This is a genomic window from Iodobacter arcticus, assembly GCF_042664895.1.
GTDB lineage: Bacteria > Pseudomonadota > Gammaproteobacteria > Burkholderiales > Chitinibacteraceae > Iodobacter > Iodobacter arcticus.
Window position 1 is genome coordinate 9,842 of record NZ_JBHTBQ010000027.1, and the last position, 23,082, is coordinate 32,923.

At 49.4% G+C, this 23,082-nt stretch carries 25 protein-coding genes; 10 read left to right on the forward strand and 15 right to left on the reverse strand.

Features of this window, described 5'->3' with window-relative positions; all coding sequences use genetic code 11:
* Positions 1 to 212: 212 nt before the first annotated feature.
* Entirely contained in the window at positions 213 to 1,151 is a 939-nt protein-coding gene (locus ACFQNF_RS12805; protein WP_380188342.1) for an ankyrin repeat domain-containing protein, read from the forward strand.
* On the opposite strand, the gene ACFQNF_RS12810 is transcribed toward ACFQNF_RS12805, so the two are convergent.
* On the reverse strand, positions 1,139 to 1,324 hold the full coding sequence (locus ACFQNF_RS12810; protein WP_380188343.1) for an arylamine N-acetyltransferase: 186 nt from the start codon (positions 1,322 to 1,324) through the stop codon (positions 1,139 to 1,141). The two genes, ACFQNF_RS12805 and ACFQNF_RS12810, sit on opposite strands and share 13 nt — an antisense overlap.
* A gap of 525 nt (positions 1,325 to 1,849) precedes the next feature.
* On the opposite strand from ACFQNF_RS12810, the gene ACFQNF_RS12815 reads away from it, so the two are divergent.
* The 3 genes from ACFQNF_RS12815 (at position 1,850) to ACFQNF_RS12825 (ending at position 4,828) form a co-directional block, all read left to right on the forward strand.
* Complete coding sequence (locus ACFQNF_RS12815; RefSeq protein ID WP_380188344.1) at positions 1,850 to 2,407, forward strand: cysteine hydrolase family protein; 558 nt, start codon at positions 1,850 to 1,852, stop codon at positions 2,405 to 2,407.
* Positions 2,408 to 2,649: 242 nt separating this feature from the next.
* On the forward strand, positions 2,650 to 4,434 hold the full coding sequence (gene recQ / locus ACFQNF_RS12820) for a DNA helicase RecQ (protein ID WP_380188345.1): 1,785 nt from the start codon (positions 2,650 to 2,652) through the stop codon (positions 4,432 to 4,434).
* 73 nt (positions 4,435 to 4,507) lie between these two features.
* Positions 4,508 to 4,828, forward strand: a complete 321-nt coding sequence (locus ACFQNF_RS12825; RefSeq protein WP_380188346.1) for a DUF2845 domain-containing protein — start codon at positions 4,508 to 4,510, stop codon at positions 4,826 to 4,828.
* A gap of 54 nt (positions 4,829 to 4,882) precedes the next feature.
* Here ACFQNF_RS12825 and ACFQNF_RS12830 read toward each other — a convergent pair whose 3' ends face one another.
* Positions 4,883 to 5,650 (reverse strand): SDR family NAD(P)-dependent oxidoreductase, encoded by a 768-nt coding sequence (locus tag ACFQNF_RS12830; protein ID WP_380188347.1) that lies wholly within the window; start codon positions 5,648 to 5,650, stop codon positions 4,883 to 4,885.
* Between the two features lie 109 nt (positions 5,651 to 5,759).
* On the opposite strand from ACFQNF_RS12830, the gene ACFQNF_RS12835 reads away from it, so the two are divergent.
* The gene (locus ACFQNF_RS12835; RefSeq protein ID WP_380188348.1) at positions 5,760 to 6,101 is read left to right on the forward strand and encodes a winged helix-turn-helix transcriptional regulator; all 342 of its coding nucleotides are present in this window, start codon (positions 5,760 to 5,762) and stop codon (positions 6,099 to 6,101) included.
* A gap of 41 nt (positions 6,102 to 6,142) precedes the next feature.
* Here ACFQNF_RS12835 and murI read toward each other — a convergent pair whose 3' ends face one another.
* The 9 genes from murI to queG all read right to left on the reverse strand — a co-directional run bounded on the left by murI (position 6,143) and on the right by queG (position 15,386).
* On the reverse strand, positions 6,143 to 6,955 hold the full coding sequence (gene murI / locus ACFQNF_RS12840; RefSeq protein ID WP_046353366.1) for a glutamate racemase: 813 nt from the start codon (positions 6,953 to 6,955) through the stop codon (positions 6,143 to 6,145).
* A 325-nt stretch (positions 6,956 to 7,280) separates the two neighbouring features.
* Entirely contained in the window at positions 7,281 to 8,660 is a 1,380-nt protein-coding gene (locus ACFQNF_RS12845; protein ID WP_380188349.1) for a peptide MFS transporter, read from the reverse strand.
* Between the two features lie 154 nt (positions 8,661 to 8,814).
* Positions 8,815 to 8,949, reverse strand: coding sequence for a hypothetical protein (locus ACFQNF_RS12850; protein ID WP_380188350.1), 135 nt, complete (start codon positions 8,947 to 8,949; stop codon positions 8,815 to 8,817).
* Positions 8,950 to 9,315: 366 nt separating this feature from the next.
* Positions 9,316 to 9,789, reverse strand: a complete 474-nt coding sequence (locus tag ACFQNF_RS12855) for a copper chaperone PCu(A)C (protein WP_380188351.1) — start codon at positions 9,787 to 9,789, stop codon at positions 9,316 to 9,318.
* A gap of 453 nt (positions 9,790 to 10,242) precedes the next feature.
* Positions 10,243 to 11,376, reverse strand: coding sequence for a hypothetical protein (locus ACFQNF_RS12860; RefSeq protein WP_380188352.1), 1,134 nt, complete (start codon positions 11,374 to 11,376; stop codon positions 10,243 to 10,245).
* A complete protein-coding gene (locus ACFQNF_RS12865) occupies positions 11,324 to 12,466 on the reverse strand; it encodes an MbnH family di-heme enzyme (protein ID WP_380188353.1) in 1,143 nt (380 codons plus the stop codon). Before ACFQNF_RS12865 ends, ACFQNF_RS12860 begins: the two co-directional genes overlap by 53 nt.
* Complete coding sequence (locus tag ACFQNF_RS12870; protein WP_380188354.1) at positions 12,463 to 13,404, reverse strand: MbnP family copper-binding protein; 942 nt, start codon at positions 13,402 to 13,404, stop codon at positions 12,463 to 12,465. The genes ACFQNF_RS12865 and ACFQNF_RS12870 overlap by 4 nt, the downstream gene beginning before the upstream one ends.
* Positions 13,405 to 13,745: 341 nt before the next feature.
* Entirely contained in the window at positions 13,746 to 14,132 is a 387-nt protein-coding gene (locus ACFQNF_RS12875) for a hypothetical protein (protein WP_380188355.1), read from the reverse strand.
* 183 nt (positions 14,133 to 14,315) lie between these two features.
* A complete protein-coding gene (gene queG / locus ACFQNF_RS12880; RefSeq protein ID WP_380188357.1) occupies positions 14,316 to 15,386 on the reverse strand; it encodes a tRNA epoxyqueuosine(34) reductase QueG in 1,071 nt (356 codons plus the stop codon).
* 98 nt (positions 15,387 to 15,484) lie between these two features.
* Between queG and tsaE the strand changes: the two genes are divergently transcribed.
* From tsaE to ACFQNF_RS12895, 3 genes are all read left to right on the forward strand, one after another.
* The gene (tsaE, locus tag ACFQNF_RS12885) at positions 15,485 to 15,976 is read left to right on the forward strand and encodes a tRNA (adenosine(37)-N6)-threonylcarbamoyltransferase complex ATPase subunit type 1 TsaE (RefSeq protein WP_380188359.1); all 492 of its coding nucleotides are present in this window, start codon (positions 15,485 to 15,487) and stop codon (positions 15,974 to 15,976) included.
* Complete coding sequence (locus ACFQNF_RS12890) at positions 15,949 to 17,259, forward strand: N-acetylmuramoyl-L-alanine amidase (RefSeq protein ID WP_380188360.1); 1,311 nt, start codon at positions 15,949 to 15,951, stop codon at positions 17,257 to 17,259. The genes tsaE and ACFQNF_RS12890 overlap by 28 nt, the downstream gene beginning before the upstream one ends.
* A 101-nt stretch (positions 17,260 to 17,360) precedes the next feature.
* A complete protein-coding gene (locus ACFQNF_RS12895) occupies positions 17,361 to 17,864 on the forward strand; it encodes an REP-associated tyrosine transposase (RefSeq protein WP_380188361.1) in 504 nt (167 codons plus the stop codon).
* Between the two features lie 153 nt (positions 17,865 to 18,017).
* On the opposite strand, the gene ACFQNF_RS12900 is transcribed toward ACFQNF_RS12895, so the two are convergent.
* A complete protein-coding gene (locus ACFQNF_RS12900) occupies positions 18,018 to 18,491 on the reverse strand; it encodes a GNAT family N-acetyltransferase (protein ID WP_380188362.1) in 474 nt (157 codons plus the stop codon).
* A gap of 464 nt (positions 18,492 to 18,955) precedes the next feature.
* Here ACFQNF_RS12900 and ACFQNF_RS12905 point away from each other — a divergent pair, with 464 nt between their 5' ends.
* Positions 18,956 to 19,408: an RrF2 family transcriptional regulator gene (locus ACFQNF_RS12905; RefSeq protein ID WP_380188363.1), complete on the forward strand. Its 453-nt coding sequence runs from the start codon at positions 18,956 to 18,958 to the stop codon at positions 19,406 to 19,408.
* A gap of 27 nt (positions 19,409 to 19,435) precedes the next feature.
* Positions 19,436 to 19,648 carry a VF530 family protein gene (locus ACFQNF_RS12910; RefSeq protein WP_380188364.1) on the forward strand — a complete coding sequence of 71 codons (213 nt, stop codon included), beginning with the start codon at positions 19,436 to 19,438 and terminating at the stop codon, positions 19,646 to 19,648.
* A gap of 91 nt (positions 19,649 to 19,739) precedes the next feature.
* Here the strand turns inward: ACFQNF_RS12910 and dsbG are convergent, their stop codons facing one another.
* From dsbG to dsbD, 3 genes are read right to left on the reverse strand one after another with little or no spacing between them, the layout of a single operon-like run.
* Positions 19,740 to 20,486, reverse strand: coding sequence for a thiol:disulfide interchange protein DsbG (gene dsbG, locus ACFQNF_RS12915; RefSeq protein WP_380188365.1), 747 nt, complete (start codon positions 20,484 to 20,486; stop codon positions 19,740 to 19,742).
* A 10-nt stretch (positions 20,487 to 20,496) separates the two neighbouring features.
* Positions 20,497 to 21,300: a redoxin family protein gene (locus tag ACFQNF_RS12920; protein WP_380188366.1), complete on the reverse strand. Its 804-nt coding sequence runs from the start codon at positions 21,298 to 21,300 to the stop codon at positions 20,497 to 20,499.
* Positions 21,297 to 23,078: a protein-disulfide reductase DsbD gene (dsbD, locus tag ACFQNF_RS12925; RefSeq protein ID WP_380188367.1), complete on the reverse strand. Its 1,782-nt coding sequence runs from the start codon at positions 23,076 to 23,078 to the stop codon at positions 21,297 to 21,299. Before dsbD ends, ACFQNF_RS12920 begins: the two co-directional genes overlap by 4 nt.
* Positions 23,079 to 23,082 lie beyond the last annotated feature (4 nt).

Below are 23,082 nucleotides of genomic sequence, written 5' to 3' on the forward strand. Positions count from 1 at the left end.
GCCGGCTTCAGCTTGCTTTAAAATCGCCATAATCTGGCTATCGGAATAACGTGCTGCTTTCATGTAGAGCTCCTCAAAGACTGCGAGAAAATTCTACTTAAAAATGAGCTGGTTTTGTAGGGGGATTACCTACTTTTATGTGGTTTCTGTGTATTTACATTAATCAAAACTGACTTCAAAATTATATTCTGTGTTTATTTTGGAACTACTCGATGAAAAATAATCTTTTATTCCCTGCGGCGCTTATTTTGTCTGCAGCCATCACCGCGCCTGTTTATGCGGGTGTTAACGAAGATTTAATGGTTGCGGTTGATAATTATTGCCAGAATAAAAACGCTAAAGAACTCAATAAAATCAATGCGCTACTAAAAAAAGGGGCAAATCCACATAAGCCCAATTCACAAGAGATGACGCCACTTGAAATAGCGATTTATCATCATTGTCCTGAGGGTGCGAAAGCGCTATTAGTGAATAAAGTGAATGTAAATGCACTTGGCTCTACGCAATCACCGCCGCTGATTGCCGCATTACAAAGCTATAAAGACGAAGCGGCAGACCGAGCGCTCGTTGATGTGTTATTGCAAGCAGGGGCGGACGTAAATCAAATGGATCCAAACCAAATTGAATTTCCGTTGATGTTGGCAACAGGGATGAGGAGCCAAATTTCATGGCCACATTTGGTCTCGAAATTACTCGCCGCAGGTGCAAATGCGAAGCAAAAAACACCTAATAATTACAGCCCATTGAACACAGGAAGCCCTGATTTAGAGAGCTTAAAAGCGTTACTGCAAGCAGGAGCTGATGCAAGCTTGGTATCGAAAATTGACGGTTTAACACCCTTACACAATGTATGTGATCGTAAATCATCCAATATAAAAGATAGGCCCGATCCCAAAGCGGCAGAGCGAATCAAGCTACTTATGGAACATGGCGGTAATATCAATGCAGTGCGTACGGATACGGCTGAAAGCGTTCTGATGCAAAATATCAAATATGACAATCCTGAATGTGTTGAGGCTTTATTGAAGGCGGGTGCAAATCCAAAGTTAAAAACTTCAGAGGGTAAAACGGTAAAGGATGAAATGAATACAAAATATAATAGCTTGTATTCACCCAAAGTAATTGCAGTATTGAAACGCTACGTAAAATAAACGGCCCCAAATCCAGCATCATCTGGTGTGATGTATTTAATCTTGTAGCAATATCCCGGGCGGCCTTGAACTAATAGTTTTTCAACTAAAGCGTCATGATTTAGCTTTGGGGTATTGCCCAGCAACAGATCAACATTACCAAATGCAATCGATTCAACATGCCGCCGTTGCAAAAACGCCAGACCTGCTTGATCGAGCGTTAGCCAGCTTGTTAGCGAAAGGCGCTTTAAATAACGATCAAGCTAAGTCATAGTAATATCTTTTCAGGCGGTAGACAGCGGGGACTACAGGCATACGTCAGTTACTTATAATTATTAGCCCCTCACCCTGCAACGCTTAACCGCTATGCCTCATATACTCTCAGGGCCGAAACAAGAAAATTTATCTTTTCTCTGGCCCCGGTTAATTTTTATTCAGAACTACAGCTCTGCAGAGCTCGAAATCAGAAGAAGCTTACCCCGCAGCAAAGGCGAACTCGAAGCCGGGCAAGGTTGATCGCCCAGCACAAGTGCGCCATGAACCTTCTCGCCCATATCACGATAGGGCGCACTGTGCTTATCGCTGAGCGACTAACAAACTTGTCGCACGCAGAGCTTCGATTGCGCCCTACTTAATCTTCAAGTACGTCCTGCTTATACCTTCAAGCGCTCGTTCTATACTCTTGATGTTCATCTTTTTTAAATCACCACAAGGCCACTATGAAAACCGCAATGCTCGTGATTGATGTGCAAGAAGCCCTCTGCAATGGCAAATATGCAGCCTTTGAAGCCGCTCAAGTAATTAGCCGTATTAATGCTGTGGCCCAATTAGCACGCCAGAATAGTGTTGCTGTTATTTATATCCAGCATGAAGAAAATGGTGGTCCGCTTGAATATGGCTCGGATGGCTGGCAGCTGGCAGCGGGTCTGCAAACTCGCTCGGACAATTTGTACATTAGAAAAAGCGCCTCAGATTCATTCCACAACACCAACCTGCACGCCATGCTTAAAGACCTTGGTACAGAGCACTTAATTATTTGCGGCTTACAAAGCGAATTTTGCGTAGACACCACCATCCGCCGCGCTCTTGCCTTGGGCTACCCTGTTACGCTAATTGCTGACGGCCATTCCACAATGGACAATGAAATTTTGTCTGCCGCACAAATTTCTGCACATCACAATGTCACGCTTTCAAATCTAAGCAGCTTCGGACCACGCGTTAAAGCAATACCGGCTGAGCAAATAGAATTCAATCCAATCCAATCCCGTAATGCATAGTTTTGTAGGGTGTACTCGAAGCTGGGCAGCGTTTTATTGCCCGGCGCAGTACGCCATTATCTTGCAATGACTTTACGGCGCACTGCGCTTATCGCTCAGCGACTAACAAACTGTTGCACGCAGTGCTTCGAGTGCGCCCTACATTACTTATTCCACGTAAATCCTCCCCACAAAACCAGCCAAGTTTTAGCTTCGCCCCACACAGGGGTACAATCCTCGCTTTGCTGCACATAAGATTCGCCATGTCCCCCCATTCAGTCCTTGAACACGTCTTTGGTTACCGCAGTTTTCGCGGTGAGCAGGAAACTATTGTTAGCCATGTGGCGGGGGGTGGGGATGCGCTGGTTTTGATGCCTACTGGCGGGGGGAAATCACTCTGTTATCAGATCCCCGCTCTGCTCAGAGATGGCTGCGGCGTGGTGGTGTCGCCCTTGATTGCGCTGATGCAGGATCAGGTGGATGCCTTAAAAGAGCTGGGTGTTGCAGCGGCTTATTTAAATTCAAGCTTAAATCAGGAAGAGGCGCGTGATGTAGAAAACGCGTTTATCAATGGTCAGCTCAAGATGCTGTATGTAGCGCCAGAGCGGCTGGTCACAGCGCGCTTTATGGCGCTACTCAAGCGTGCACAGATTGGCTTGTTTGCGATTGATGAGGCGCATTGCGTATCGCAATGGGGCCATGATTTCAGGCCAGAATATCTGGCGCTATCCTTACTTGCCGATGAATTCCCCGGCATTCCACGCATTGCCCTCACCGCCACGGCGGATCACGCCACGCGCACCGAGATGATAGAGCGGCTGCGCCTTGAAGACGCACAGAAGTTTGTCTCTAGTTTCGATCGGCCAAATTTGCGCTATGCCATGGTGGAGAAAAAAAACGCTCGCGATCAGCTACTCACCTTTATCCGCCGCGAGCACGAGGGCGATTCAGGCATTGTGTATTGTTTAAGCCGCAAAAAGGTTGAAGACACCGCAGCTTGGCTACGAAGCAAGGAAATCAACGCCCTGCCCTATCATGCTGGGCTGGATGTCAGTGTGCGCACCAAAAACCAGCAGCAGTTCATTAGACAAGAAGGCGTGGTGATGGTGGCGACGATTGCCTTTGGCATGGGCATCGATAAGCCCGATGTGCGCTTTGTGGCCCACCTTGATTTGCCCAAGAGCATAGAAAATTATTATCAGGAAACCGGCCGTGCGGGGCGCGATGGCTTGCCTGCAAACACTTGGTTGGCTTACGGCCTGCAAGATTTAATTTTGCTCAATAGCATGATCGATAATTCCAATTCGCCTGATATGCAAAAGCTGGTGGAACGGCGCAAGCTCGACGCCATGCTGGGCTTGGTGGAGGCCACCGCCTGCCGCCGCCAAACCTTGCTGGGCTATTTTGGCGAAGAAAGCCAGCGCTGCGGCAATTGCGATAATTGCATCAACCCACCCAAGCTGGTGGAAATGACCGAGGCGGCCAGAAAAGCGCTGTCGTGTATATTTAGAACCGGCAATCGCTTTGGCGTTGGCCATTTGGTAGATATTTTGCAAGGCAAGGCAACGCCCAAGGTAAAAGAGCATTTTCATGATCGCATCACCACCTTTGGCATCGGTAAAGATGTGGACGAATCCAGCTGGCGCGCCGTGTTTCGGCAACTCTTGGCCCGTGGCGCCATCCGCTTAAATGCATCCGGCCACGGCGGCTTAGAGCTCACTGATGCTGCGCGGCCTCTGCTCAAGGGCGAAATACCGCTGTTTTTACGTGAGCGCACCGAGAAATTTAATTACAAAGGCGAAAAAGACAGCGACTTTGTAACGAGTTCCGATCAAGCCCTATGGCAAGCACTGCGCCGCCGCCGCAAAGAATTAGCCGACGAGCAAAATGTGCCCGCCTATATTATCTTTGGCGATGCCACGCTCAAAGAAATGGTGAGATTACGCCCGGGAGATCATTACGAAATGTCCCGCGTTTCGGGCATTGGCGATAGAAAACTAGAAAAATACGGCGATGACTTTTTAAAAGTGATTGCAGAAAATAGGTAAAGAAATCAGCCCGTATATAATAAAGCTCGATATACGGCGCTGAATAAACCCCGACACTTCACAAGGCACAACCATGAAATACCTCTGCGCGCTTAGTCTTTTAGCCAGCATGGCCGCCCATGCCGATACCATGCGCTGCGATCAGCAGCTTGTTAGCAGTGGTGATCCATTAATCAGCGCCGCTGAAAAATGCGGCCCGCCCATTGAAAAACGTGAATACAGCCTGCCGGCTACTTATCGTAATTCAGCAGGAGATTTAGTGGCCGACCCAAGCAAATCGCCAATTCAGCATCAAGAATGGACATATAACTTTGGCTCAAACCGGCTCATGATGCGGGTATATGCCATCGATCAAAAAATAAGCCGGATAGAAACCTTAGGCTACGGAAAATAAGACGCCTAAGCCAGCTTGCAGCGGCAGATTTAAATTATCTGCCGCCCCTTTGCCTTAATTACGCCCCGCCATCACTCCGCCGTCTACATCCCAAACCGCCCCCGTTACCCAGCTGGCTTTATCGCTCAGTAAAAATTCAATCACCTTAGCCACGTCATCTGGCTGAGCAATACGGCCAATAGGGTGAAAATCATTGAATGAAGCCAAGACGGAATCGATTTGGTCGGCAGCAATAAATGACTGATAAATCGGCGTTTGCACTACAGCGGGCGAAACCGCATTCACACGAATATGGTGCTCTGCTAATTCCATCGCCAAATGCTGCGTTAAAGAATGCAAGCCTGCTTTTGCCATTGAATAAGCCGATGAAGGCGTGGCTTTAATCGCTTGCTTAGCCCACATTGAGCCAATATTAACAATTGATCCGCCGCCATTGGCCACCATATTTTTAACCACAGCCTGGGTAATAAAAAAAGTAGCGCGATTTAAATTTAAATACTGATCGTAATCTTGCTGCTCATGCTCCAGAAATGGCTTGGGATTGAATGATCCGGCCGCATTAACTAAATATTTAATCGCCTGCTCATGGTTGCGGGCAAAGGCAATCAAGCGCTCAATATCCCCTGTATTGGATAAATCAACCTGCATAGTTTCAAGATCACCTAAACTGGCCAATTGCTGCTGCGCTTGCGCCAATTTGGCGGCAGAGCTGCCTACAATCACCGTTTTAATGCCTTGCTCTAATAAACGCTTTGCCGTGCTTAGGCCCATACCGCTAGAGCCGCCGACAATAAGGGCAATCGTTTGATTTAAGTTTTTCATTGGTATTGCTCCGTGAATCAGTAAGATGTGTAAACAGAGTTTATTTCCCCCTTATGCCCCTGAAAACCAAGCACAAAACGGTAGGGTAGGCACAAACAGGTACATCTTGATGATTGATCAGAGCAAAAGAATTTCTCAGAAAACAGCACCAGAGCGCAGTGCGCGCATGGTTGAAACCATTTACGGCTGCAAATGGTCGCTTACCGTGTTTAGCCTCTTAGCCAAAGGCATTAATCGACCCGGCGAAATGGTGCGCTGTGTGGAAGGCCTAAGCACCAAAGTACTGAATGAGTGCTTGCGCAAAAATATGGAATTCGGCATTTTAGAAAAAACCGTCTACCCAGAGCTGCCGCCGCGCGTTGAATACGGCGTTACAGCATTCGGGCAAAAATTTCTTCATATTCTGGATGAGCTAGAAAAACTGCAACAAGAAATGGATGCCCCGGGATGACGATCTTGTTTATGGAAAACTCAGCCAGCCACGTGGCTCTGTTAAAGATTCACCCGCTCAATCTTGTTCAAGCTACGCCCTAAAAAGCGCTCACCGATACTCTGGAACTTCACCGGCACATCGGTCACATAAAAACGATAATCTGGGGCCTGATGGGATGGATTTGCCATGCCGGAGGATTGCAGTAAATCAGCCGCCTGATCGGCAATAGATAAAGCCGAATCCACCAGCTTCATCCGGCCACCGACCACATCTAAGAGCAGTGGTTTAATCAGTGGATAGTGGGTACAGCCCAAAACCAGCGTATCGATTTTTTCTACGAAGACGGGCTTTAGGTATTCCTGCGCCGTAAGCTTAGTTACCGGATGATCTAGCCAGCCCTCTTCGACCAGCGGCACAAAGAGCGGGCAAGCTTGCGAATACACACGGTAGCCGGGGTTCAACTGGTGAATCGCGCGGGCATAGGCGTTGGAATTAATCGTGGCCGGTGTGCCAATCACACCAATACCGCCGGTCCAGCTTACATCTACCGCGTTTTTGGCTCCTGCCTCAATAACATCCAGCACCGGCACATTGGCGCTAGCCCGCACCAAATCTGCCGCCACCGCTGCCATGGTATTACAAGCAATAATCAGCATCTTTACCTGCTGATTTTGCAGAAACTGGGCGATTTCCTGCGTGAAATGGGCAATGGTATCCACCGATTTCACCCCATAGGGCACGCGGGCGGTATCACCAAAATAAATAATATTTTCAAACGGCAGTCTGTCCATCAAAGCGCGCACTACGGTTAAACCGCCTACGCCAGAATCGAACACACCAATTGGATGAGAAGGAAGAGATGGATTTTGCATGGGATGGCATTTTACGCCGGAGTGCCGATCTGGGCGAGCTAGAAGTTCGCTAATGCGCGCTTATATCAAATATTTTTAGTAATAAAACCGGAACGAGCAGCAGTGTAGGGTGGGCAAGCCTTTATGCCCACGCGTTCTGTGTACAACTCACCGCGTGCGCACGATAAACCCTGTGCCTACCCTAAGCTGCTTTTGGACAGCTACAAAACGGCGGGTTTCAACCGCCCTACGATGGCTTCCTCCAAAAGAAGGCGCAGCGTTTCGCGAAAAAATGGCCCGTTTCATTGAAACGGGCCACCACTTGCATATCAATACTTAAGAAAACTTAAACCACTTCTGGGTGCATCATTTTTTGCAGTTTCTTGGTCGACAAGAGCAAGAGTGCCGCAGCGGCCATCGCCATCCCTACAAACAGCATAAAGAATTCGTAGATGCCGTTGATTTGGTAACCCATAAAGCTTGGTATGGCTTGGCCGGATTCTGGGTAGAAACCCGCCAAGATACCGGCAAACCAGTTTGCGGCCGCACTAGCGGTAAACCAAACCGCCATCAAAAGCGATGCAAAGCGTGCAGGCGCGAGCTTATTCACCAAAGACAAACCAATCGGGGAAAGACATAACTCGCCCATGGTATGCAGCCAGTACATGGTGACCAACCACATAATCGATACTTTCACGCCCGGCTCGATATGCTTTACCGCCATTGCAATCACGATATAACCAAAGCCAAGAAATAACAGCCCCCAAGCCATTTTGGTCGGAGAGCTAGGCTCTGCGCCTCTTTTCGACAAGAAAGTCCAAAGAGAAGCCAATACTGGCGCAAAAATCAGCACAAACACAGGATTCAGCGATTGGAACCATGATGTAGGCACAACAAAGCCCAGCACTTCACGATCCAGGGATTCGGCCGCAAAGAAAGTCAGCGATACACCTGCTTGCTCAAATGCAGACCAGAAGAAAATCACAAAGAATGACAATACGCCAATCACGATAATGCGTTCGATCTCGACCGGGGTCAGCGGCGTATCGCGCTTAGCACGCTCTGCTGCACTGATTTTGCTTGGCGCTAGGCCAATCAATTTACCGGCTGGATCAACCAAATATTTATCACGGAAAGTAATAAAAATCACCAAAGAGACCAGCATCCCCACACCAGCCGTTAAAAAGCCCCAACGGAAATCAGCGGGATTACCGGTATCGCCCAAAGCGCCACAAATCAGCGGTGCCATAAACGAGCCTAAGTTAATCCCCATATAGAAAATGGTGTAGGCAGTGTCTTTGCGACTATCGTTGGGCTCATAAAGCTGGCCAACCATGGTCGAGATATTGGGTTTAAAAAAGCCATTACCCGCAATAATAAAACCTAAGCCACTATAAAACAGCGGGATTGCAATTTTAGCTTCTTGAAACCAAGTACCTGCAAAGAATAAGAAAAACTGGCCAATGGCCATTAATATGCCGCCAACCACAATAGAGCGACGATTGCCCCAGAATCGATCGGCAACATACCCCCCCACCAAGGGCGCCAAATACACTAGGCCCGTATATTGGCCATACAGCGCCGAGGTAAAGTGCTTGTCAAACGACAAAGCTGAAATCATAAACAGTGCGAGTAAGGCACGATTACCGTAGTAAGAAAAGCGCTCCCACATTTCTGTGGCAAATAAAAGATAGAGGCCTTTAGGGTGGCTAGACTGATTTGCCATCAGGGCATCCTTTAAGTAAGTGTCAGTGTTATGTTGCTACTATTAATACCTTACAAACCAACGGATGCGTTACTAAAAAGGACCATTTTTTTATGGGTAATTTTCACAGCAAATGAACTACATTATTAAAATAAGCTCTAAAGCGACGTAAATTTTATAGATTTTTAATGTGCAAAATCCCCGTCATGCCGCGTAAATACTCACTTTTAGCGCCGCTATTTTTAAGGTAAGGGAATATGCCTAGGGCAATATATTGAAGGCCAAGCAAGAGCTTGGCTTTTAATGACATAAGATTGCTTGATCTAGCGCAGATATTGGCTTTTTATGCTTATGATAAATGCATAATCACAAATAAATTTGAATAATCAAATATTGCTTAGCAAATAATTGCTAATGCCATAAGAAAAAATTAAGTGAGAATACGTACATAAACCTTACTTACATAGAAAATAATTAAGCGGGCAGAAAGCAAGTTTACAAGGCGGCTAAATCTATCGCTTTCGACACATCGTCATTCCCGAGTGTTTTTATCGGGAATCCAGCAGCGCGGCTGGATTCCCGCCAAAGGCACGCGGGAATGACTGTTTTGCGTTGATAGTGATTTAAAAAATTATTTCGAGCCGCCTCCTTAGCCACTTCATCTCAATCTACAAGGCTAATGAAAATGCCCTTCCGCCGCTTTTGCCCCAATGTCCCGCTCTTGCACCATCACCGACACCTCAACTGCGCCTGATTTTTTAAACTGCAATTTCAGCGGAAATTTGTCCCCCACCTTTAAAGGCTGCTTCACGCCAAAAATCATCAGGTGATAGCCCATACCCGGCTTCATCTTGATCGTTTCGCCGCCCTTCACTTCCAGCTCAGGCACCTGGCGCATTTTCATCACATCGCCTTCCATACTCATAATATGAATCTCTACCCGGGCAGCACGATCACTCGTCGCTGCGATTAACTGATCCGCCTGAGCGCCTTTATTTTCAAGGCCGATATACACCGTCCCCACATCCTTGCCCGGTAAAGTCGGCACTGAAAAAGGATGCACCACCCGAATCTCCCCAGCTTTATATTCATGGGCAAAAACAGCAAAAGACACGCAAGAAGCGGCCAGTAATAAAGCGATTTTCTTCATTTTTATTTCCCTTAAAAGAGGCAAGCCCATGGCCTGCCGGAGTAAAACACACGCGTTGCAACATTCGTAGGGCGGGTGAAACCCGCGTATGCACTAACCAAAGTCAAAAAGATCTTTTTAGTGCCTTCGGCACGTTGATTTAGGTGCGGGCGTCCCGCTGGACCTTCCTTTCTTGTGTGGCCAAGAAACGAAGCCAAAGAAGGCCACCCCTACGAAACACGAAGGCCCCTGCGCTGCGGACAATCGAGTCGGCGGCGGGCGGGATTGGCTCGCTGCCTCGCTCCCAAGCGATCCCCCGCCCCGCTTGTTCCTCGCTACGGCGTGTTTCAAGGGGAGATTTAAGCCCCGTGCCGAGAGCATAATCGTCAATTTTTTTTCTTTGTTTGCTACTAAGACCCCATTAGTTTGCGCACATGGGCTTGCACCTGCCCTACAAAAAATATCTATCAACCATCAATACAGCCTCGCATTCATCTGCCATTGCAGCATCGCCAGATGATTCGACTCACCATTACGCCGAGTTTGGTACAGCTCCACCGCCAGCAAATGCACGGGATGGGCTTGCCAACTCAGACGTATACCTGTTTGCCTTGGCTGCTCGTCACTATTGGCAATGCCGTTTTTGCTGGCAATTTGTGCGGCGTTAACACCTGCTAATTCATGAGCAATTCCCATCCATTCATGGCGCAGCGCCAGTTTTATGGTGTCGGTGATTTTGGCTCCGCCCTCAAGCGCCAAGCTGTTTAGCTCCCCCTGATAGGCAACGCGGCCCAAAGTGCTATCAAGCTGACCATCCTGCCGCTGCCAGCTCCATGCCGATTGCAGCCAATATCGCGCCCCCAGCCAGCCTGCCTTAGCACGCAGCAGAGTTGATTTTCCAGCTAGGCAATCTGTTAACTTACCGCAGCCCACAGCTTGCCCTAGGTGACTATGCCCGCTATGTGCATCTGTGGCAAAGGCGCGATTTACATCCGGTAAATACGCGGCATGGCCTGCCACAAACCAAGGGCCATCCTGCCATGCTAAGCCTGCCGTCCACATGGCGCTTTCTGCCCCCGGATAGCCGTGGCGGCCATTAAAAACGCCGGCGTGGCCAGTCAGATTACCCGTGGTATAACGCAGGGCTAAGCCATCTTCGTGCCAATGATCATCACCCAATACCGTATAAAGCCATAAATCAGGCAGTGCCCAAGCACTTAACCCGGCATCGGCAAACACAGGTGACTGCCGCCCTAGAGCCAGCTGCGCGCTTTCAGTTTGATAACGAATCACCGCATGATCCAGCACCACTCGCTGCTCGTGTTCGTCATAAGCGGCCATCAGCAGCGTATCCATTTCTGGCGTCCAGCGCTGACGCCATTCAATACCAGAACCGCTATACCACGCGCCACGCCTGTCTTCCGTGCTGGCACCCAATACCGGCAAGGCACTGGGCCATGCCGAATCGCCGCTTAGGTAGCGTACATGTGTCAGCAGATTAATTTGCGTATTGCCTGCGGTCTCATCATCATGCGGCCCATCGTGGGCCAGTGCGCTATTTGCTGCGGCGAGGATCAGCGAAGCGCTGATCAGTAATAAATTTTTCATCGGTGAGTGTCTTTAAAAAAGCGACGATATTGGCTTTGTCTTGCTCGTTAAGCTGAATACGAACAATCAAATCGCTTTTAAACGGGTTAAGGCGGCCATCCCCTGCATGCGGACCGGTTTTGATTTCGCGCCCACCTGCAGCATAAAAATCCAGCACCTCTTCCAGCGTGGCGATGCTGCCATCGTGCATATAGGGGCCGGTAAGCTGCACATTGCGTAAGCTGGGCGCACGAAACATGCCCATATCCGCTGGTACACCGCTCAGCTCGAACAAGCCACGGTTAGGCTCGGGAAAGCCACCTTTACCATCGATGTTATAAAGCCCTGTGTTATGAAACAGCGTTTCTGCCGTATTAGAGCCTGCGTGGCGCACCTGATCATTAAAATTAAAGCTGCCATGGCAATGAAAGCACTCGGCCTGCTCACCAAAAAACAGATCCTTGCCGCGCAGCTCCGCGATCGACAACGTCGCCTTGCCTTGCAAATACTGATCATATTTAGACGAAGCAGAAATCAAACCGCGCTCAAATGTGGCAATCGCTTTAATAATCTGCGGGAATCCAATCGGCTCACCGGGGAAGACTTCGGCAAAGCGCTGCACTAAGGCGGTGTCGCTCTGAAAGCGCGCCAAGATGGTGGCCTTGTTTTGATCGGTGACACCCATTTCCACCGGATGCTCGGCAAATAGCGGCACTTCCATTTGCCGCTCCAGCGTCGCCAATGCGGGGTTGGCCCATGTGTAAGTGCTATGCCAGGCCACATTGGCCAAACCTTGCGCGTTTCTGGGTGTGCTCTCGCCGGTAGAGCCTAGCGAAACCGCTCGCCCATCAGTGAATGCCTTACTCTGATCATGGCAGGATGAGCAGCTTTGCTGGCTATTGCCTGAAAGCCGCACATCGTAAAATAAGCTGCGGCCCAGCTGAAACTTGGCCTCGCTCATTGGATTATTACTAGGGACTTTGGGGGTAGGAAAATAAAACGGCAGCTCCCAGCTCCAGCTTGCATTTGTGCGCACTGGATCTGAGGTGGAAGTGCCCGACTGCACGCAGCCGCCGAGCACTAACGCTGCCAAAAGGCAGCGTTTAATCATTTCAGAGCGGCCTTAAATACTTTAGAAAAACTACCATCGCCCTTAGGCAGGCCCGCATCCTTTTTACCCGCCGCCGATTCATTCAGATTTAAATCCAGATTAGCGAAGATTTGCCCACACTCCGGATCGGTCGGCCCACTCATGCAACCCACCGCGCCGCCCGCATCCCTGCTGATATCTACGCCTTGCAACAGGGCTGCCAAATCCAGCACCACCTGCTGCTTAGCCACATCAAAGCTGCTTAAACGCACCGGCACAAGATTGGGATTGCTGCAGCTAAAGCGATTGGCATCCACTGCATCGGCCGTGCAGCCGGTTGCGCCTAAATGGAAATACCAGTTCACCGCCTTGCCATTTACGCTTGGCACATCAGGATTTAACTCCAGCTGTACAAAGCGGCGGCCCGCCTGCCAGCTCCAGCCCAGCGCCATATTATTGAGCGGCGAAGGCACTGCCATGGTGTCGGAATGATTCAGCACCACGTCTTTACCCGCTGCATCTTTAGCCGTATCAGGCACGCCCACTTTAAAGCTCAGGCCAATATATTGACCACCCGGCACAATGCCGCTGACCTGAGTATTTAAGCCCGCCGAGCCCACGCACTGACCCGTTTTATTTTCAAAATCCAGCAGGGCCACATTCAAATATTGATGATCGTTTTGCGTCAACGCCAAAGGCACTTCCTTGCCCAGCGCATTAATCAGCTTGATATCGTGCACATACAGCCGCGCATCGCGCAATTTAGCAGGTGTTGCCACTAGGCCCAGACTCGGCAAGGTGGTATTACATTCCACCGCCTGCCCGCCTGCTTTCAGCGCAAATTGCACCGAAACGGCTTGATCAGCCAAAGGCGCAGGAAGCACGGGGGGGGCTTCGTTATCACCACTAGAATTGCAGGCAGATAAAATAAGTACGGCAAGAATTGCATATAAACGCATGGTTTTCTCCAGACAGCATAAAAGGGCACGCCAGCTAAACTGGGTGCAAAAAAGGCTTAACAGATCTATTGAAAACGCGTGAGTATTTAGGCACAAAGGCTGAAAAACATCAGATCTGTGAACACAGAGATCGGTGAGAACACAGAGCACACGGAGAAAACCTTTAAAGATTCCCCCATGAGGCTTGTATTCATCAAGCTTCAGCAATTTTTTACCTTAAGCCAATAGACGTAAAGATAAGCATGCAAGGCGCACGGACCAACCTTAGGTTTTCTCAGTGCGCTCTGTGTTCTTATTTGGCTCTGTGTCTACAGACCTTTTTCAACGCATTCAAGAATCTGTTAGGAGAAAATAGGCGGGGCTTGGCTGGGGGGAGGAAGGGCGGAGTTGCGATGCGGGCGCAGTACTGGCGGTGCGGGCAGGCCAAAAGTATGCGGCAACATCGCCACCGCCAGCTTTGGCGCAAGCACATCAACAGCAGGTGCCTGGCTTTGATCCGCATGGGCGCAAAGCACACAGGCAGGCGCGGCTTTCGCTAAAACAGATTCGGATTTACTACCGGGCAGCTGGCTGAGCTGGTATTCCACAAGCGGTGTAAGCGTGCCGCAAAATACACTACTGCGTAGAGCAGACTGCGGCAAGGTAGCATGCAGCAAGGGCATCAAGACGTGCAGCATGATCGCCAAAAAGGCAATGCGAATGCCGAGCTGATAGCAGCGTCTTGTCATGAGGCAGAAAGTGCATAGAAAGATGAGATTATATTGGCATAGCCCGATGTCATCCAAACTAAATTCGCAGAGTGTCTACTTTTAAACTTTTGCCATGGTTTAAAGCGAGCTTGATCTCGGCTTGCGCCAAAAGTGGTATGCGTTCTGACTTCCGTGCTGCCTGCCGTATTACCACAAGCCAGCTTACTGCCCATGCTGCCCCAAAGCCCACAGCACATGCTCTTTGACAATATCGCTAGGGTCGTCGCGTCTAGCCGCCAGTGCCCCAATCACCTCAGGCGAAGTGGGCGCGTTGCCAAGGCCAACGGCCATGTTTCTAAGCCACTGCTCGTAACCAATGCGGTAAATAGCGCTACCGGCCATTTTTTGTTTGAAATCGGCCTCTGACCAGGCAAATAGCTCAACCAGCGTGACATCATCAAGGCCATGGCGCACATGAAAATCGGCTTCTTTGCTATCCACAGCAAAGCGATTCCACGGGCAGACCATTTGGCAATCATCGCAGCCATACACGCGATTGCCCAGCATGGGGCGAAACTCCAGCGGAATACTGCCTTTTAACTCGATGGTTAAATAGGAAATACAGCGCCGTGCGTCCACTTTATACGGTGCCACAATCGCACCGGTCGGACAGGCCGTAATACAACGGGTACAGCGCCCGCAGTGCTCTTCTTCCTGCGGTGGATCAGGCGGCAGCGGCAAATCGGTAAATAACTCGCCAATAAAAAAGTAAGAGCCATATTCACGGTTAATCAGCAGAGTATGTTTGCCCCGCCAGCCCTGCCCTGCCTGTTTAGCGATTTCCACTTCAAGCACCGGAGCGGAATCCACAAATACCCGATGGCCGAAAGGGCCAATTTCTTTGGTTAAGCGATCTGCTAATTGCTGCAAACGGCCCTTTAATACCTTGTGATAATCACGCCCCAGCGCATAGCGGGAAAGATAGGCCTTGCTGCCGTTCGCCAGAATTTCTTCTGAATTTGCCGCTGCCGGAGGCAAATAAGGCAAAAAAACCGAAATAAGTGAAATAGTGCCGGGGTGTAATTCTGCAGGTCTGGCACGTTTCATGCCGTGCCTTGCCATATAATCCATCTCGCCGTGAAAGCCCGCATCTAGCCATTCTTGCAAACCGGCTTCGGCGTGGCTTAAATCGATGCCGGTAATTCCGGCCCGAGCAAAACCTAATTCTTGCGCCCAGCCTTTAATTTGCTGAGCGAGTTTTTGATAATCTAATGAGGGTAGAGACGTATGCATAGCCGCGATGATACCGACTTCATGCGTTTTTTGCCTGCGAGCAGGCTGCTAGGCCCCAATTCACCGTATGAGCGTTAAGCCAATGGATGTCATAGCCCATGCCACACAATACTGATTTCAAATGTTTTTTAGCCGATGAAGATGCCACGCTGGCGCTGGGCGCACGCTTATCGCAAAGCGTAGCGGCGGGCATGGTGATTTTTTTGGAAGGCAACCTAGGTGCAGGCAAAACCACGCTCAGCCGAGGCTTGCTTCGTGGGCTGGGTTTTGCTGGCCGAGTAAAAAGCCCCACCTATACGCTGGTTGAACCTTATACTGTTTCTAACTTATACTTATATCACTTTGATTTGTATAGATTTAATGACGCCAGCGAATGGGAAGATGCAGGCTTTAGAGACTACTTTAACCCCGAATCTATTTGCCTGATCGAATGGGCAGATAAGGCGGAAGGTCTTTTACCTACCCCCGACTGGATCATTACTTTAACGCCCGAAGCTTCTTTAGTGTCCGATCAAACGAGCCGCATGGCCCATATCCAAGCATTTAGTGAGCAAGGCCAAACATGCCTCAATCGTCTTCAGCAGGTTTAGAAAACCTGCCCCAGCTAGCGCGCCGCGATATTTTGCGTGGAGCGAGCGCCAGCCTGCTGCTGGCCGTTACCCCCTTTGGCTTTGCTGCGCCCGCCGCCAGCGTGGTAGCCGTGCGTGTTTGGCCTGCGCAGGCTTACACTCGCGTCACCATCGAATCCACCGTTCCACTCACCTTTAAGCAATTCTCGCTTAAAGACCCTGAACGGCTGGTGGTCGACTTGGAAGGCATTGATATCAACAATGAATTGCAAAGCTTGGCCAGCAAAGTGGGCGGTGATGATCCCTATATCCAGCAGCTGCGCGCCGCACGCAATAAGCCCGGTACGGTGCGCTTGGTACTGGATTTAAAAACCGAAATCAAACCACAAATTTTTACGCTCAATCCTGTTGGCGAATACAAGCATCGCTTAGTGATTGATCTCTACCCTGCTTCGCAAAATGACCCGCTGCTGGCGTTTTTGGATGATCAAACCAGCGATATCAAACCTGCCCCACCTGCACCCGTAGCCCCAACTAAGCCCGAGGAAAACAAAGACGGCACAGTTGATCGCAGCAAAATGAAAGTCGATCGGCTGATTACCATCGTGCTCGATCCGGGCCACGGCGGTGAAGATCCCGGCGCAGTTGGCCCCGGCGGCAACCATGAAAAAACCGTAGTGCTAGCCATTGCCAAAAAACTGAAAGCGCTGTTAGAGAACGAGCCGAATATGCGCGTCGTGCTCACGCGTGATGGCGACTTCTTTGTACCGCTTGGCGTGCGCGTTAAAAAAGCCCGCGCCGTGCAGGCCGATTTATTTGTCTCCATCCATGCGGATGCCTTTACCCGACCCGATGCCAATGGCTCCTCGGTATTTATGCTGTCTGAAAAAGGCGCATCCAGCACCGCCGCACGCTGGCTGGCACAAACGCAAAACGATGCCGATTTGATTGGCGGAGTAAAAATCGACGTTAAAGACAAAGCGCTGGCGCATACGCTGATGGATTTAACCCAAACCGCCACCAATAACGACAGCATGAAACTCGCCAAATCCATGCTGGGCGAGATCGGCAATATCAACCGCCTGCACAAACAAAACATCGAACAAGCGGGCTTCGCCGTACTCAAAGCACCCGACATCCCGTCGATCCTAGTTGAAACCGCGTTTATCTCTAACCCGCAGGAAGAGCAAAAACTCATCGACGAAGCCTACCAACACAAAATGGCCGGTGCCTTGCACAAAGGCATCAAACGCTACTTCGCTAAAAATCCACCGCTGGCGAAAACGAGGATGGCGCAGAGTTGAAAACCCATTCTTGAAACACGGAGAAAAACAGGGGAGGACTACATAAATACCGTAGGTTGGGCTAAAGTTTTATCAGCCCAACATTTCATCAAGGTCGCCTCATGCAGTATCGAAGAGCAAATATAGCGGGTGCTACTTATTTTTTTACCGTGAACCTTGCCAATCGAAAAAGTGCTCTATTGCTTGAGCAAATTGACTTACTGCGTGAAGCAATTCGAAAAATACGACATTCACATCCTTTCAAGATTATTGCCATCGTGGTGTTGCCCGATCATTTGCATGCAATTTGGCGCTTACCCGTTGGTGATGCCGATTTCCCATTGCGCTGGGCCTTAATTAAGGCCACATTTTCTCGGTCAATTCAAAAAACCGAAGTCATTATAAAAAGCAGAAAATTAAAACGAGAGCGTGGAATTTGGCAACGCCGTTATTGGGAACACTTAATCAGAGACGATGAAGATTTAGCAAAACATGTTGCTTACATATATTTCAATCCGGTAAAGCATGGTTATGTCACCAAGGCTGTTGATTGGCCTTATTCATCCATCCATAGAGCAATTAGATTAGGTGATATTGATGAAGAATGGGGTGTGCAGCAGATTTAATGCACGTAATAATTCTTGTCGCGTTGTCTTTAGGGTTGTGATACTTGATAAATTGTTGGGCTGATAAAGCATTAGCCCAACCTACGAAAAAAGCAGAAAAAACACCACAGTTAATTGGCTTATTTTACTTGTAGCCTACTCCCACTTTTAAAATCAGAAAACCAATTCCAACTCAATATCGCCATCTTCCGCATAGCCCACTTTACAAAAACCCATTCGCTGATAAAGACGTGAGGCAATTTCGTTTGAGGGTTTATGCATGGTGATTACTCGGCGAGCCCCTGCCATTTTCATTTCATCCAAAGCAAGGCGAATGGCTATCGCACCATAGCCTTTACCTTGATATTCAGCGCCAAGCATAAAACGAAATAGCCAATATAACTCGGGGTCTGGCAGGTCGATGTCAGGGCAATACATCAAAAACCCAATCACCTTGCCAGCCAAGCAAATAGCACGCGGCTGATAATGGGGCTCGAATTTTGATTCGGCGATAGAATAGATATTAGGAGCCAGAAAATCTGCTTGCTCGGACGGGAGTGTTAGATTTGCACAGGCAAGCCAATTGGCTTTAGATAATGGGCTCAGCGTAATTGATAAATCTTGAGATTGATCCAGATTGATATTCAAATTACCCTCTTTAAATAATAGGTCATTAAGCAACTACAATAGCTTTCACGATAATTTACACTTATACATTGTTTTACCCGGCTAGCCCCCAATTCTGTCAACTTAAGCAAAACTCGCGGGGAGTAATGCTTTTGTAGGTTGGGTTAGCTGGTTTATTCGCCTATTTTTGGCGGATAAGCCAGCGTAACCCAACATTTAGGCGCAAAAGAATGTTGGGTTACGCGATAAAACTTACTAACCCAACCTACGAACTCCCCTTAAGTTGATAGGATTGGGTTAGCTCCAACCAATTTCATTTTTACCAAAACAGGGCCAATAGCTATCGCGCCATAGTCTTTGCCTGAGGAAAACCCACCAGAACTTAGCTTGCTAAGCCTGCCCAAACCCACTGGCATTAAATGCCGTATTCTTATCTACCCTAAAGATGTACTATAAATGCTTATTATAAAGTCCGGACAACAGCGATGCGCTTGAATGTTTTTACTGATTACTGTTTGCGCACTTTAATTTACGTTGGCGTACAGAATGATGGCATTGTGACGCGAGGGGAGATTGCATCGGCCTATGGCGTTTCTGACAATCATCTGATGAAAGTAATGAGCTTTTTGGCGCGCAATGGTTTTCTGGACACCACCCGTGGCAAAGGCGGTGGCATGCGTTTATCTCGCCCTGCAGATCAGATTAGCATCGGTGCTTTGGTGCGCCTGAGCGAGCTTGATAGCCCCGTTGTAGAATGCTTTGATCGTGAACACTCCACCTGTAGCATTGGCGCGGTTTGCCGCTTAAAAGGCGTACTCAATGAAGCCATGCAGGCGTTTTATAGCGTGCTAGATCGCTATACCCTGCAAGATTTAATTAATAACCCAGTTGAGCTTAATGCGATTTTTAGCATTCCCTTACTGCAAATAAAAAACTAGCCCTCACTATTTATAGAAATTAACGCCATGACCCAAATAAATAATCCCCAGCACGGTATCACGCTGGAAAAAATCCTCACCGATTTAGTCGACCATTTTGGCTGGCCAGAGCTGGCCCGCCGCATCCCAATTCAATGCTTTGAAAAAGAACCATCAATTAAATCCAGCTTAAATTTCCTGCGCCGCACCCCTTGGGCGCGGACCAAGGTAGAAGAGCTAGATGCCAGAATGCGCCGCTAAGCCTGCAGCGCATTCAATTTACTCATTCGAGCCGCTTAATCTAAGCGGCTCTATTTTTTACCCCACCTTTTTATATTTAAAAGATCCTAAATCAGCGCGGGCCAAATATTTTGGGCAGCATTTCTGCCGGTGGTGCACCCTGTGTTTTTTGCATTTTGCCCTCGCTGTCTTTGTAAAACGTCACGGGTGTAGCAAAAGCGCCAAATCGCTGCATCAATTGATAATTGGCATCTAGCTTACTGCGCGCGTCTTTGGGGATCTGAGCCAAAGGCTTTATCCCGCCGCTAGCGTGCTGTATTTCATGTTGATAAAACGCGGCCTCTGGCGCTTTGGCAGAAATCAATGCAGCGGCTTTGCCCATGCTATCGCTTTTAATAATGCCCACTAAAATATGCCGGATCTGCACCTTGCCTGCGTTCACCCAAGGCCGGGCATCGTTCCATAATTTATGGCAATAGGGGCAATTAGGATCGGTAAAGGTATATACAACCCTTGGTGCATTTTTATTGCCATCGGCAATCCAATGACTGTCTTCTAGCTGCTTCCAGAGCTTATTGCTAAATAGCTGATCAACATGCGCCTGATTAAGCGGCTCGCCTTTGCTATCGACCATCGAGCCAATAATCGCCTGCTTGCCATCGGCCGTTAGATAAACCGTAACCGGCTGCTGCTGATATAAGGCGGCATAGCCTGTTACACCGCCGGGGGCTTTAAAGCTATCCAGCACTTCCATCCCTTTGCTTTCTAAAGCTTTAATCGGAGCAGGCCAATCAGATGCGGCCTGAGCGTGGCTCATCATTAATAAGCTACTAACTAATACGGTGATGATTACTTTCATTTGATTATTCCTATTCTGGCTGGGCAGAGCGCAGTAATTGAAGCTTACTAGCTAAAGAAGCAGCAGACAGCTCACCCAGGTGAGAGCCCAGCAATTGACCATCTGCACTAAAAAACAAAGTGCTTGGAAACGCCACCGTGCCGTATTCCTTAGCCAACTGGCTAAAAGGATCGACCAGCACATGGTTTAGATTCAGTTTATTTTTGTGCAAATACTGCTCAACAACGGCATTTGCTTCTCCCTGATTGGCAAACACAAAGCGGATATTGGGCTCTGCCGCTTGAGCGGCTTGCAGCACCGGCATTTCACGCAGGCAAGGCGGGCACCAACTGGCCCATAGATTAAGCACCAGTGGTTTGCCTTCGGCCAATTTAGCCAGCGTGGTCTTTGTGCCGGCTAAATGCTGCAAGGGCAAAGCAGAAAGTGGCGCGCTCTTTTGCATGCTTAGCATGGTCGTCATCGCTCCCCAGGCCAATACGCTGGCCAGCAAGCTCCAAGCAAGGGGCCGACGCAAGGGCACGTTTAATCTCACCCGCCATCCTGCATACAACAAGGCCGCCGCCAAACCACCCCATAGGTTGTAGCCGCCATCGCGTAAATCGATCATGGCCCAGAGCGAGGGATAAAGATCAAACCACAGGGCAATAAACACCAAACGTGCGCCCAGCACCCCTGCCAATAAAAGATCAAGCAGCAGAGAGGCAATGCCTTGGCCTTTCCCCAGATAACGCCCCACGCCTGCACCGATCAAGAGCGATAGACCTAACACTGCATAGGCCAAAGGAAAAGGGCCGATACTCATCATGCTATTCATAACTTGGCTTGCGCTAAGCGGGCAAGAAAGGCATCGGCGCTCAGCTTGCCCACAATCCGCTGTGCTCGCCGCTCCTTACCATCGGGGCCAATAAGCAAGAGCGTAGGCGGGCCAAGCACCTGATAAGCAGAGAGTAGTGCCTGGCTTTGATCGCCAGATGTGGTCACATCCGGGCGGATTAATCGCATGCCTGCTAAGGCTTGCTGCACGCGGGCATCACCCAGCACATCGCGCTCGATTTCTTTGCAAGCCACACACCAGTCCGCGTAATAATCCACCAAGATCCACTGCCCTTGCCCGCTGGCCGATTGGATTTCTGCAGCCAATTCGCCCGCGCTTTTTACTGTGGTAAAACGCTCCAGAAAAGGCCGCTCAAGGGGATTCGCCGCTGTTGCCTGCATAAATACTAAGGGCTGATACGGATTATGATGACCTGCGGCAGCGCCCAGCACCATTGCCGCGCCCCAAAGCGCCATCACAGCAGCAAGACTACGGATTGCCCAAGCTTCGCTTTGCGGCAATAAAGCCCAGAGGCAAAAAGCCATCGCCAGCAATAAAGCCCCCCATAGCGCCAAAGCCAGCGCTGGCGGCATGATGCGGGCCAGAAACAAAATAGCCATACCCAGCAATACAAAGCCAAACACCATTTTGACTCGATTCATCCATACACCGGGGCGCGGCAGAAAACGTGCGCCTAGTGTGCCCACCAGCAGCAGCGGCAATCCCATTCCCAGCCCCATCGAGAGCAAGGCCAAGCTCCCTTTCAATACATCGCCGGTATTGCTGATATAAAGTAAAGCCCCCGCCAATGGCGCAGTCATGCACGGCCCCACCAGCAAGGCCGATAAAAATCCCATGATGGCCGCGCCGCCTATTGTTCCGCCTTGCGACTTCTGATTGGCAGCCGATAGCCGATCACGCACCACGGCGGGCAGCTGCAACTCGTACACCCCGAACATCGCCAGCGCCAGTAGCACAAAAATCATGCCAAACACCCCCAGCGCCCAAGGATTTTGCAAAAAGGCCTGCAGATTAGCCCCTGCCATTGCCGCAGCAGCACCCAATGCCGCATAAGTCAGCGCCATAGGTAAAACAAAAGCCAGTGAAAGCATAAAACCACGCCGAGGTGAGGCCCCACTACCTGCAATCAGGCTAGAGAGAATAGGCACCATCGGTAACACGCAGGGGGTAAAAGTCATCAGTAAACCCAGCCCCAAAAACATCAGCAGCATCCATCCCAAATGCGCCTGGCTTAATCGCTGTGCAATTTGCTGATCTTCAGCCAGCTCGCCTGCAGGTAAGTCTTCAGACACAGGCGGCTGGCTATCACTGAGATTAAGCGAGTTGGGTAATGAAGGCCTGTCTAAGGCATCCAGCTGATCCAATTTAATTTGCCGTGTTTGCGGCTGATAGCACAGCCCCGCTTCAGCGCAACCCTGCCAGCCGATTACCAGCTCCTTAGCATGAGGCGCTTTAAGCTGCACATCCACCTGATTAAAATAAACCTCGGTTTCGCCAAAGAATTCATCCGTTTTAGGTGTACCGGCGGGTAACTCTGTTTTTTCGATAAGCCCCGCAGGCAGGCTCTCTACTTTTATATTTTTACGGTAAAGGTAATAGCCTTGGGCAATATCCCAATGCAGCTTGATCTGGCCGGATTTCTCCTTGCTCACCACCAGTTTAAAAGCTTGCTCTGGCGGCAAAAAATTTTCCTCTGCCTGAGCAAAAGGCAGCCATAGCAGGGCCAGTAGCAGGCCTATCCATAATGAACGCAACATTAAT